13 protein-coding genes and 1 pseudogene are annotated in these 10,179 nt (G+C 62.1%); 12 read left to right on the forward strand and 2 right to left on the reverse strand.

What is annotated here, in order from left to right; genetic code table 11:
- From C7G61_RS41125 to C7G61_RS45350, 8 genes and pseudogenes are all read left to right on the forward strand, one after another.
- Positions 1–829: hypothetical protein (locus C7G61_RS41125; RefSeq protein ID WP_420836842.1), on the forward strand; the 829-nt coding region annotated here is incomplete at its 5' end.
- Between the two features lie 180 nt (positions 830–1,009).
- The gene (locus tag C7G61_RS41130) at positions 1,010–1,816 is read left to right on the forward strand and encodes a site-specific integrase (RefSeq protein ID WP_145963799.1); all 807 of its coding nucleotides are present in this window, start codon (positions 1,010–1,012) and stop codon (positions 1,814–1,816) included.
- Positions 1,817–1,898: 82 nt separating this feature from the next.
- On the forward strand, positions 1,899–2,270 hold the full coding sequence (locus C7G61_RS45625) for a hypothetical protein (RefSeq protein WP_202975832.1): 372 nt from the start codon (positions 1,899–1,901) through the stop codon (positions 2,268–2,270).
- Positions 2,225–3,700 (forward strand): site-specific integrase, encoded by a 1,476-nt coding sequence (locus C7G61_RS41135; RefSeq protein WP_202975833.1) that lies wholly within the window; start codon positions 2,225–2,227, stop codon positions 3,698–3,700. Before C7G61_RS45625 ends, C7G61_RS41135 begins: the two co-directional genes overlap by 46 nt.
- Entirely contained in the window at positions 3,669–4,130 is a 462-nt protein-coding gene (locus C7G61_RS41140; protein WP_108523233.1) for a hypothetical protein, read from the forward strand. The genes C7G61_RS41135 and C7G61_RS41140 overlap by 32 nt, the downstream gene beginning before the upstream one ends.
- Positions 4,131–4,630: 500 nt before the next feature.
- Positions 4,631–4,927, forward strand: a complete 297-nt coding sequence (locus C7G61_RS41145) for a DUF736 domain-containing protein (protein ID WP_108523234.1) — start codon at positions 4,631–4,633, stop codon at positions 4,925–4,927.
- A 138-nt stretch (positions 4,928–5,065) separates the two neighbouring features.
- A pseudogene (locus C7G61_RS41150) lies at positions 5,066–5,344 on the forward strand (DUF736 domain-containing protein); the annotation flags it as partial.
- A 63-nt stretch (positions 5,345–5,407) separates the two neighbouring features.
- On the forward strand, positions 5,408–5,551 hold the full coding sequence (locus C7G61_RS45350) for a hypothetical protein (RefSeq protein ID WP_190242241.1): 144 nt from the start codon (positions 5,408–5,410) through the stop codon (positions 5,549–5,551).
- An 18-nt stretch (positions 5,552–5,569) separates the two neighbouring features.
- Here C7G61_RS45350 and C7G61_RS41155 read toward each other — a convergent pair whose 3' ends face one another.
- Positions 5,570–5,875 (reverse strand): HU family DNA-binding protein, encoded by a 306-nt coding sequence (locus C7G61_RS41155; protein ID WP_108523236.1) that lies wholly within the window; start codon positions 5,873–5,875, stop codon positions 5,570–5,572.
- Between the two features lie 231 nt (positions 5,876–6,106).
- Between C7G61_RS41155 and C7G61_RS41160 the strand changes: the two genes are divergently transcribed.
- From C7G61_RS41160 to C7G61_RS41175, 4 genes are all read left to right on the forward strand, one after another.
- Positions 6,107–6,994, forward strand: a complete 888-nt coding sequence (locus C7G61_RS41160; RefSeq protein WP_244608737.1) for a ParA family protein — start codon at positions 6,107–6,109, stop codon at positions 6,992–6,994.
- Positions 6,984–7,964 (forward strand): ParB/RepB/Spo0J family partition protein, encoded by a 981-nt coding sequence (locus C7G61_RS41165; RefSeq protein WP_108523237.1) that lies wholly within the window; start codon positions 6,984–6,986, stop codon positions 7,962–7,964. The genes C7G61_RS41160 and C7G61_RS41165 overlap by 11 nt, the downstream gene beginning before the upstream one ends.
- A gap of 424 nt (positions 7,965–8,388) precedes the next feature.
- Positions 8,389–8,904, forward strand: a complete 516-nt coding sequence (locus C7G61_RS41170; RefSeq protein WP_108523238.1) for a plasmid mobilization protein — start codon at positions 8,389–8,391, stop codon at positions 8,902–8,904.
- Positions 8,905–9,050: 146 nt separating this feature from the next.
- Positions 9,051–9,980: a relaxase/mobilization nuclease domain-containing protein gene (locus C7G61_RS41175; protein WP_244608738.1), complete on the forward strand. Its 930-nt coding sequence runs from the start codon at positions 9,051–9,053 to the stop codon at positions 9,978–9,980.
- A 94-nt stretch (positions 9,981–10,074) separates the two neighbouring features.
- Here C7G61_RS41175 and C7G61_RS41180 read toward each other — a convergent pair.
- On the reverse strand, positions 10,075–10,179 hold a 105-nt coding region (locus tag C7G61_RS41180), incomplete at its 5' end, for a transposase (RefSeq protein ID WP_145963526.1).

The raw sequence follows: 10,179 nt of genomic DNA on the forward strand, positions 1-10,179 counted from the left end.
GCCATCAGACTCGCTCGAAACCGTATTCAACCCGCACACATCATCGCATGGTCATTCTGGCGTAGAGCTCATCAGGCGGCCGCTCAGCGCGCGCACGTCAAAACAAAAAGGCAACTGTAATGCTAGGGTGACCATCCAGGGGCATCTCAAGGAAATGCTGAAGACAGTCGCCGGCGCGCTCGGCGACGAGCTGCGCGCGCGACTGGTCTTCGCCGGAGGCTGCACAACCGCTCTCTACATTACGGATCCGGTCACCCTCGAAGGTGTCAGATCGACAGATGATGTCGACCTAATCGTGGATCTCGCCGGCTTCCCGGAGTGGGCAAAGCTGGTGGATCAGTTGCGAACGCAGGGTTTTTCCGAGACACCCGACGACAATGTCATCTGTCGGATGAAGCTTGGTGAACTCAAGGTCGACTTCATGCCCGACGACGAGAAGATCCTCGGTTTCAGCAATCGCTGGTACGCAAAGGGCATCGAAACTGCTGTTGAGACGCCACTGGATGATGCCATTACGATTCGTCGTCTTACGCCGCCCTTGTTCATCGCAACGAAGCTGGAGGCCTATCGCGGAAGAGGTGGTGGGGACCTTATCGGCAGCCGCGACGCCGAGGACATTCTCCTGCTCGTCGACGGGCGGGAGGAATTGGTTGACGAAGTCGCCGCCGCCGATGCGGACATTCGCTTATACATTGCCGAGCAATTCAGAGCGCTTCTCGCAGATCGCGACTTCGATCATTTTCTCGAAGGGAATATTCGCGGCCCGGAGGGGCGTGCTGACATTGTTCGCGACCGATTCATCGCATTGAGCCAGTTGGGCAACGGCTGATATGGCGTTTGCAATCCAATGGCACAGCCAGCAGGGAACGAGGACGACCGACAACCGGGATTGCGCTGGGATCGGCATACGCCAGACCGCGGTCCTCGCCATTGTGCTCGACGGTTCGACCTCTGGAGCAGAGAGCGGAGCCTTTGCCCACGAGATGCCGCACCCAACCTGATCGAGATGATGCTGGCGCTGACAGAACCGATCATCGCCACAGCACCGCCAAACGAGCAAGATCGACTCTTCCTGACGCGCAGCATCCATAAGGAGCATTCGCGCCGCTCGCTTCGCAGCCGCACCGGGGTCATCGAACACACCGTTCTGAGGCGTGCCATCCTCAGATTCATCGAGCGCGCCAACCAACGCATCGACGCGTGGAACACGGACTATCCGGACCAACTGCCGGAGCCGATCGCCGACTTTGCGCCGGCGTTATTTCGTGGAAGCGTGGCGACTGAGCACTACCGCGCGTCCGGCGGCGACGTTCTCGTCGCTCAATCGATCCTGAACCATGCCAGCGTCGCAACGACAGAGACCTATCTCAAGAGCGAGGAGACGACCCGCCTCCAGCGCCAAACGATCGCGCACCTGCAAGAGCAGATGATCAACTGGGTGCTCGGCCCCGAGCGCGACACGCCTCGGCCGGCCTTCGGGAAGCTGCGCGCCACCGTCCCTTTCGGGCACGAGTGCCTGGCTCCTGTCGCTCCCGGCCGAGACGGCGTCGATCGCCTCTGCCCGCAGTTCGGCGGCTGCCTCGCTTGTCCGGGCCTCGTCGTCCCGATCGATGTCGGGCATCTGGCGCGCATCCTCGCCGCTGTCGATCGGCTCGAAGAGGCACGTAAACGGCTCGATCCGAAGCGCTGGAGCCTTCTCTATGCCCCGTCGTGGCGCATTCTCACCCAGGACATCCTCCCGGATTTCCCCGCGAACATGCACGAGCCCGCCCGCAAGCTCGCCACCGGGATGCCGCTGCTCCCGGAGTTGGAATGACCATGCCGGCACAATCAGAGCGGCGCCACCGTTTCGATGCCGCGCAACGCGTTTCGTCACGATCGATCTGGACCGATGCGCAATGGCATTCGACCATACGCGGGCCGATCTGCGTCGTCATCAATTTCGCGTCGATTGGGCATTCGAGCTGCCGGACGGCAGTCGCTTCACCGATCCGCGATGGCATCGGTGGCTGGAGGATGCCCGCACCTTCCTATGGTCGCTTCGCGTCGATCCTCCTGTCGGTCGCCGGCAAGCTCAGGCCAGATCGCTCGTGACAGTGGCCGTCCAGCTGCGCTTCCTGATCCGATGGATGGCGGGCCGGGGCATGCACGGGTTCGACGAGTTGGACACCGATGCGGCAAAAGAGTTCATGCGATCCGTCACGGAGCGACGCGGCATGCAGGCATGCCGCTCCGACCGGGCACCCGTCAGGCATACGCCAATCTACTGATCGGCCTCTTCCAGCAAAGAGCCAGACTGGCCTGCCCACCGAGCGAGCATCCCTTCGCCGATGAGCGCGCTAGCCGGTTCTCCGGCTTCGGCCGCCAGACCATCCAGCGCTTGCCCCACACGCCGGACGACATCGCCGTTGCGCTCATCTCGGCAGCGATCCGGCTGATCGGGCAACCAGCCGCCGACGTCATCGCGCTGCGCGATCGTGTCGTGCCGTTTCGCAAGGACGATCGTGGCCGCTCGCCTTTCGCCCACCGGCAGGCCGTCCGCGCGCTCGTCTCCTCGTTCCGCTTTTCCACGATCGAGGGCGAGGAGTCGCCTGCACCCTCCGTTGACCCGCACAAGGGAGTTGCGCCTGCTGATCAACCGGATTCAGGAGGCGTGTTTCGTCACCATCTCCTATCTGGTCGCGCGCGCGTGTCAGAGATTCTCTCGCTTCAAGCGAACCGCGTCGAAGAGCGCCCATCCGCCGATGGCGCCGAATCCTTTAGCTATCTCTGCGGGCGGATCTTCAAGACCGCCGGCACTGACGCCGGAACGCCGCATCTCTGGCCGGCGCCGGCACCCGTCCTGCGCGCCGTCGAGGTCCTGCATCATCTGTCGGAGCCATTTCGCGCTGAGACGGGCCGGTCGGAGCTCTGGCTCTCCCTCGCCGGCAGGGGCGTCGTCGACCGCCGCGCGCCGGAGGTCCCGACCGGCTGTTCTCTCATCACCCGGCTGAACCAGAGGTTCGCTCCCTTCATCGATCTGCCTTGTCAGGGCGACGGCACGCCCTGGCACCTGACCACGCATCAGGGTCGCAAGACCTTCGCCCGCTTCGTTGGCAAGCGCGATCCCACCGGCCTGCACGCTCTCCAGCATCACTTCGGGCATGTGACTCGCATCATGACCGACAGCGCCTATGTCGGTACCGATTTTGATCTGGGCGAGCTCGTGGACGCACAGACCCTCGAAGAGACGCGTTTCGCTCTCGAGGAGCTGCTCACCGCCTCGCGCCTCGCCGGCAATGGCGGGCGTCGTTTGTCCTCGCGATCGCGTTTCCGCGGCCGCACGCGCGACGGCGAGCTTGCCGCCTATATCGATTTCCTGATCGAGGACAGCGGAATGCGGCTCGGCGTCTGCAATTGGGGCTATTGCGTCTACCGCGTGGAGACCGCCGCCTGCATGGGCGACGATCGTGGTCCAAACCCGCTCTGGCGCACCCAGAGCACCTGCGCAAGCTGCGCCAACTTCGCCGTCACCGAGCGTCATCGGCCGGTCTGGCAGGCGCGCCTCGACCGCAATCTGGCACTGATCGCCGACCGACGCCTCGACGGGCCGAGCCTCGCTCTCGCCAACACGCGCATCGCCGAGTGCGAACGTATTCTGTCCGATCTTTCCGCCGCAGGAGAGGCCCATGCCCAAGAGACCCCCCGCAAATCCAGATGATCGGCGCATAAAGGCTACGGCCGAGAAGCTCCGCGCGGCGCTCGATCGATTGACGGATGGATCCGCGGAACAATCCGCCGCTTCGATCCGACGTCTGACCGTCGCCGCGCTCGCGCGCGAGGCGGGCGTCGGCCGCAACGCCATCTACGCCAATCACCGTGACATCCTCGACAACCTCATCCAGGCCCGCCGGCGGCAAAGCGTACCCGATCGGATCGCCACCATGGGCGACACACTCGCCGAACAGCGTGGTGTAATCGACAACATGCAGCAGCAGGTCCGGCAGATCGTGACCAAGAATGCGGGTCTCCTACGACGCGCCATCGAGGCGGAACGCCGTGCCGAGAGGGCCGAGCGCCGCAGCGCCCAGTTGACCAAGGAGATCTCGGCTTTGCGCGGTCCCGCAATGCTGCGAACGTCGAGCGAATGACTCGTGCGTCGCCGATGCCGTTCTCACCGCGGCGGATTCACGAGCATACCTTGGATCCGCTCCGAAGCGGCCATGACGACGCCATCTGCACGAACATTGAGCCTTCTCCGTTGGAGCGGGATCGGAGGACGCAAACCGCTGTGGCTCGATCGCGCTGTTGCTCCAGTGGTGTTGCGATCGCGGCGGCGGTGAGGTGCCTTGAGCCGATGCCCTCCTGTCAAGCTGCTTAGGCCCACGTCCATAGCGGCCTTTTTCTGGCGGATCACGCGCCACAATACGCTCGCTGCGCTCGCCGACCTTTACCCGCAATGGCTTGTTCGCGATCTTCTTCCCCTGCCGCCAAGCGGCGGCATTCCTCGCGAGGCAACAAGATCGCTCAGCCCGCCATCCTCCGCTGCGCTGCGGGCCAGAGGAAGCTGCGGGTCGATCGTTGCGGCGCTCAAAGATCGCCATCAAGGCCGCGATGGTCGCGGGCTTGGAAGCAGCAACAGGAGATTACCATGGCTCAGATTGGCACCTTCACCCGCGCCGAAGACGGCTCATACACCGGCACCATCAAGACGCTCTCGCTCAACTTCAAGGCGCGCTTCCTTCCGGCCGAACCCTCTGAGAACGAGAAGGCTCCGAACTTGCGCGTGGTGCTCGGTAATGTCGAGATAGGCGCCGCGTGGCAGCGGACCTCCAAGGACAACACCGTCTACCACTCGGTCAAGCTCGACGACCCGTCCTTCCCGGCACCGATCTACGCCAACCTCGTCGCGGTCGATGACGGCTACGCATTGGTCTGGTCGCGCTGATGCGGCCACTGCTCGGATGCGGCGCCCCACCTCGGGGCGTCGCAAATCCGACAAAAGGACACTGTAAAGTGTCCTTCAGAAATTGTCGCAATCGGATCAACCGCTTCATTTCAGAAAGACGGTTGCCAGCTGACCTAAAACGGCTTCTCCGGCGCCATCAAGACGCTCAACCTCAACGTTAAGGCCAAGCTGATCCGCGTCGACAGCCCTTCCGACAAGGGACCGCATTTCCGCATTTACTCGGGCAACGTCGAGTTGGGTGCGGCCTGGCAGAAGACCGCTAAGGACACGGAGCGGGACTACCTCTCGGTTAAGCTGGACGATCCGAGCTTTCCCGCTCCGATCTACGCCACCCTGATCGAGGTCGAAGGCGCGGAAGGCCTCCAACTGATCTGGTCCCGGCCGAACCGGGACTGAAGCTCCAGCCAGCGGGCTCCGCCGCGAGGCGGGGCCCGCTTCCCTTCTACCGGAGATGCGATCATGACCGTCGACACCATTGAAGAATTGCGCGCCGAGCTGCGCGAATGCGTGTTCACGCCGGTGGAGCGCAAGGCGCTCGAAGTCGAACTGGCCGAACTCATCAACCAACGCAACGAAGCGCTCGCAGCCGAGGAGGGGGCATAAGCCCCCTCCTCTTGCATCTTACGATGCACCGTCGTTACGGTCCGCTCCTCCGTTGAGACCGTCCTTGATGGCTTTGGCAGGCGTAAAGGTCAGCTTCCTGGAAGCTGCGATCGCAATCGTTGCCCCGGTCGACGGATTGCGGCCCTCTCGGGCCGGGCTATCCTTGACGTTGAACTTGCCAAACCCGGGAAGGCTCGTCTCGGCTCCGCTCACGGCCACATCAGCGATCGCCTTGAACACGCTATCGACGATGGCTTTCGCCTTAGCTTTTGTCAGGTCGTCTTCGGCTGCAATCTTTTCGGCGATCTCATTGGCAGTTGTCATGGGACGAGCTCCGTCTTGTTTCGATTTTGCGCGTCTGACACCAAGGCCGTGGAACAGACCGCGGCGACGCTCCCGGAGCCCAGAAGCGGTCTCCGCGCCTTCGCGTGACGATCCTCTCGCGACCGTGTCGCAGAGCCCTAGCAACGAGCACGATCCCAGCCTCGCGTCCCGGAGTTTGCTCCCCTCGATGGCTATGAACTGACCTGACTCTTCTGGCAGGGGATTCGCCGGATGAATTCCGGGATCGTTCCGGTGATCGGATTCGCAATCCGTCTGTTGGTTCAAACCAACATCCCCCAGGACATGATGGGACAAGGACATGACTCCCGCGCTGTTAGATCCATTTCGGGCCTTAAGATGAAGACCATTGTCATCAACAATCAAAAGGGCGGGGTCGGCAAGACGACGCTTGCTGTGCATTTGGCTTGGTTCATGGCGGAAGCGGATCTCCGCGTTCTTGTGATCGACGTTGATGCGCAGAGCAATGCGTCGGACACGTTGAGGCACTACGCCGGTTCAACGTTAGCCGCGGATTTGTTCAAGCCGGGGATACGGATCGTACCTCGGGAAGACGAAGGCTTAACGCTCGCGCCGGCCGATAGCTCGCTGACTGATCTCGATCGCAGCAATGCGGCCGCCATAACGACTCTGCAAGAGAACCTCGCTATCGCGTCGGATCAGTTCGACGCCTGCGTAATTGATACGCCGCCATCACTTGGACTGCGCAGTGTCGGCTGTTTGGTGGCGGCGTCGCATGTGCTGGCCCCTATTTATCTGGAGGACTACTCGATCAAGGGCGTCAAAGGTCTGATGCAGACCGTGATCGGCGTGCAGAGGCGCTATGGCCGCCAGGATACGAAGTTCCTCGGATTGCTGCCTTCGAACTTCAACACGAAGTCGCCCCGTCAAAGGACGCATCTTGAGCAACTCTTGCGCGAGGCCGGCAAGTATGTGTTTCCGGGCCAGATTGTTGCAAGGGACGGCTACGCTGAGGCCGTCGCCGAACGCGTGCCGGTCTGGAAGCTGAAGCGCCGCTCTGCGCAGGAGGCTGGTCGGGAAATCCGCGATGTTCTCGCCAAGATCGTCGCGCAGATGGACGAGACGGCACATGGCGCTTGATCTCAGCTTTAAGCAGCTCATCGACACCGCGGAAGATGGTGCTGCCACAACCGGGCAACCGACTTGCATCGCCATCGACCGTATTGACGAAGATCCGGACCAGCCTCGTCGCAGCTTCGACGAACAGAAGCTCGAGGAGCTTGCGGGATCAGTCCGTCAGCATGGCGTGCTGCAACCGATCGTGCTGAGGCAAGCGACGGAGGAAGGCCGGTACGTGATCATCATGGGTGCGAGGCGGTATCGTGCTGCTAAGCGCGCCGGGCTTCGTGACATCCCGGCTTTCGTTCATGCCGTTGGTTCCGTGGATCGTTATGTTCAGATGATCGAGAATATCCAGCGCGATGACCTCAATGCTCCCGAAATTGCGGCATTCATCGCGGACCGCTTGGAGCGGGGTGATAACCAAGCTGACATCTCACGCAAGCTCGGTAAGCCTAAGGACTGGGTTTCTCGCTACGCGTCGGTCCAGAGTATGCCGGAGTTCCTCCGATCGAAGCTTGCCGGCTCATCAATCCGTGCTGTGTATGAACTCTACCAGGCTTGGCGTGAGCAGCCCAATGCCGTCGAGACCATATGCGCAGCACAGGAGAGCTTCACCGACGCGCACGCCCGTCAACTGGCTCGCAAAGTTCGTATGGAAGTTCGTGGTTCCCCTGCTGATGGCGAGGGGTCCCCTGGAGATCAACCACCACGAAGCCAGGTCGCACCGCAAGTAGCATTGCGACCCAGAGAGAGAGACCGTGTGACGGCGATCGCGGAAAAGCCCTCCGACTCTTCGGTCGATCGGAACGAGCGAATGAGCACATCACTGACGATCAGAGTGCGTCACCAAGATCGAAGTGGCTGTCTTCTGGTCGATCGACTTGCGTCTCAAGGCTCACGCCATGCCGTGCTGCTGATCGATGGCGCAGAAGTAGCAGAAGAGGTTCCGGCATCGACGGTCACAATTGAAGAGATCCTGTTCGCATGAAGCTTGTCTTAGACAGCCTCCTCAGAAACGCTGCTACAGTTCGTGCGCCGGCGGAGCGGATTTCCCATCCGAAGGATGGCGCGTTAGCGCAGCAGCCGGAGGCCGAACGCGCCCCCCACAGCGCCGTAGAGAGGCCGGAGGCTGCTGGAAAGCCGCGGTCCACATATTCGGTGCCGATGTTGCCGATCTGCACGCGCGGGGTTCGTGGAGAACAAGGATTAGGGGCGACGGCTGCGTCATTCCAAGAGGAATTCTCCGCATCGATCGACGGCTGGGTTGGATCTCACCTGCAGCAGCTCTCGAGCGTTGAATGCCGGTCCCGTTGGTTTGAACCAACATGGAGGGGGTGGAGAGATTCGCGTTTTCTAGTGCAGGATAGGCTTCGCGCCAGCGATGTATTACGTCGCGATTGGGATTGGACCAGATGGCTCTGATCTCGCTTCGCGTCGCCGACGAGGTAGCAGCAGATTTCTCAGCTCTTGCTGCCACCCAGGGCGGCAAGTCCGCGCTGTTGCGGCGCCTCATTGCTGAGGCACTAAATGCACCAGCACGGAGCATCTCGGCGTTGCCGGTCGGCCGGCCGCACAAAGTGACGGTGCGATTTCGCGAGAGCGAGATGCGGCAACTCGCCGAGATCGCTCATCAGCGTGGCATGACCCGAACCGGGTGGATCGTAGCGCTGGTGCGGTCGCGATTGGCATCCCCGGTGCAGCATTCCCCTGAGGAACATGCCGCGCTTCGGGCAATCGTTCGCGAGCTCAACCGGATCGGCGGTAACATCAACCAGATCGCCCGGGCCGCAAACACCAGTGTGCTGCAGGGCAGGGCGGTTGAGCCTGATCTGTCCGCAATTCGAGAGTCTCAATTCGTGATCGAGATGGCGCTCGCGCGATTGCGCGGTGCGCTGGAGGGCAACGCTGATTATTGGGATGCACGGTGATGAATCGGCGCCGCTCACCGCGACCAACTGGCCTGGTCGCCGAACTGCCGCCGATCTCATATGTTTGGGAAACGCCCAATCGGCGCCCGAGGCGGGCGGAGTGGGATATTCCGGATCCGGCCGCTCCCCGCCGCCTGGCACCAGCGATGCGTGCAAAGCTCGAACGCATCGTGGGCCGAGTGCCAGAGGTGATGGTCAAGATTACCGGTCGTACCAAGGGCGTGGCGCATCTCAAGTCGCACCTCGCATACGTCACTCGAAATGGTGAGCTCGATGCGGAAACAGAGCAGGGCGCGGCGATGACGGGTCGGTCGGGATTGAAAGACCTGCAGCAACGATGGGAGGATGACGCCAGTCTCGACGATAAGCGCCGCCGCGATGGGTCGCTGTCGATCAATATCATCCTGTCGATGCCGGCGGGAACCGATGCTGTCGCGGTCAAGGATTCTGTCCGCGCGTTTGCCATCGAGACGTTCGGGCACAATCACGACTACGTCTTCGTCCAGCACCTCGATGACAAGCATCCCCACGTGCACTTGACCATTCGGTCTCTGGGCCATGACGGCAAGCGCATCAATCCCCGCAAGGCGGATCTTCAGGCCTGGCGCGAACGATTTGCCGGCGAACTCCGGCTTCGCGGAATCGCAGCGGAGGCAACACCGCGGCGAACCCGGGGACGGGTTCGAAAGGCTGATCGCGGGGTGGTGCTCGCTTTGCGCAAGCGAAAGATTGCGCCCGACGTCGATCGGCTGGCCCGGGAGGAGGTTCTCCGTGACGTGAGGGGTGGCAAGACGACAGAACGACCTTGGGACGCCCGGATCCGGTCACGTCAGAACGCAATCCGGCAAAGATATCTTGAATACGCGGTTGAGCTGCAGCGCGCGGGAACGGCGCGCGATCATGCGCTCGCATTGCAGATCCACCAATTCGTCAAGGACATGCCGGAGATCGAAACCCGCCGGCATGCGTTGAAGAACGAGCTTTCGGAGCTTGCCAATGCCCGGCGCCAGGGCGCGGAGCAGGGCGTCGATGCCCACCGGCGCGGTGAAACGCGAGACGACGGGCGGACCAGATAGCGAACCGCGGGTTTGGATCTAGGAGCCTGTCCCTATAATGGACTTAGGATTAAGCGAGGCGGGTTCTGAAGCTTTTTGGGGAGACAGGTTCTCCTCAGCGTGCGGCGGCGAGTTTTGCGAGGTTGTGGGCGATGCAGATCATGGCCCATTCGGCTTTGACCTTGTCGATGCTGCGCAGGAGGAACTGGCGGAAGCCTCT

The organism is Bradyrhizobium algeriense, from assembly GCF_003062295.1.
In the GTDB taxonomy this organism is placed as follows: Bacteria; Pseudomonadota; Alphaproteobacteria; order Rhizobiales; family Xanthobacteraceae; genus Bradyrhizobium; species Bradyrhizobium algeriense.

What these genes read in the sequence shown, in the direction of transcription:
- C7G61_RS41130 (WP_145963799.1), top strand. Translation starts at nt 1,010, where the DNA reads ATGCTGGCGCTGACAGAACCGATCATCGCCACAGCACCGCCAAACGAG.
- C7G61_RS45625 (WP_202975832.1), top strand. Translation starts at nt 1,899, where the DNA reads ATGGCATTCGACCATACGCGGGCCGATCTGCGTCGTCATCAATTTCGC.
- C7G61_RS41135 (WP_202975833.1), top strand. Translation starts at nt 2,225, where the DNA reads ATGCCGCTCCGACCGGGCACCCGTCAGGCATACGCCAATCTACTGATC.
- C7G61_RS41140 (WP_108523233.1), top strand. Translation starts at nt 3,669, where the DNA reads ATGCCCAAGAGACCCCCCGCAAATCCAGATGATCGGCGCATAAAGGCT.
- C7G61_RS41145 (WP_108523234.1), top strand. Translation starts at nt 4,631, where the DNA reads ATGGCTCAGATTGGCACCTTCACCCGCGCCGAAGACGGCTCATACACC.
- C7G61_RS45350 (WP_190242241.1), top strand. Translation starts at nt 5,408, where the DNA reads ATGACCGTCGACACCATTGAAGAATTGCGCGCCGAGCTGCGCGAATGC.
- C7G61_RS41155 (WP_108523236.1), bottom strand. Translation starts at nt 5,875, where the DNA reads ATGACAACTGCCAATGAGATCGCCGAAAAGATTGCAGCCGAAGACGAC.
- C7G61_RS41160 (WP_244608737.1), top strand. Translation starts at nt 6,107, where the DNA reads ATGAATTCCGGGATCGTTCCGGTGATCGGATTCGCAATCCGTCTGTTG.
- C7G61_RS41165 (WP_108523237.1), top strand. Translation starts at nt 6,984, where the DNA reads ATGGCGCTTGATCTCAGCTTTAAGCAGCTCATCGACACCGCGGAAGAT.
- C7G61_RS41170 (WP_108523238.1), top strand. Translation starts at nt 8,389, where the DNA reads ATGGCTCTGATCTCGCTTCGCGTCGCCGACGAGGTAGCAGCAGATTTC.
- C7G61_RS41175 (WP_244608738.1), top strand. Translation starts at nt 9,051, where the DNA reads ATGCGTGCAAAGCTCGAACGCATCGTGGGCCGAGTGCCAGAGGTGATG.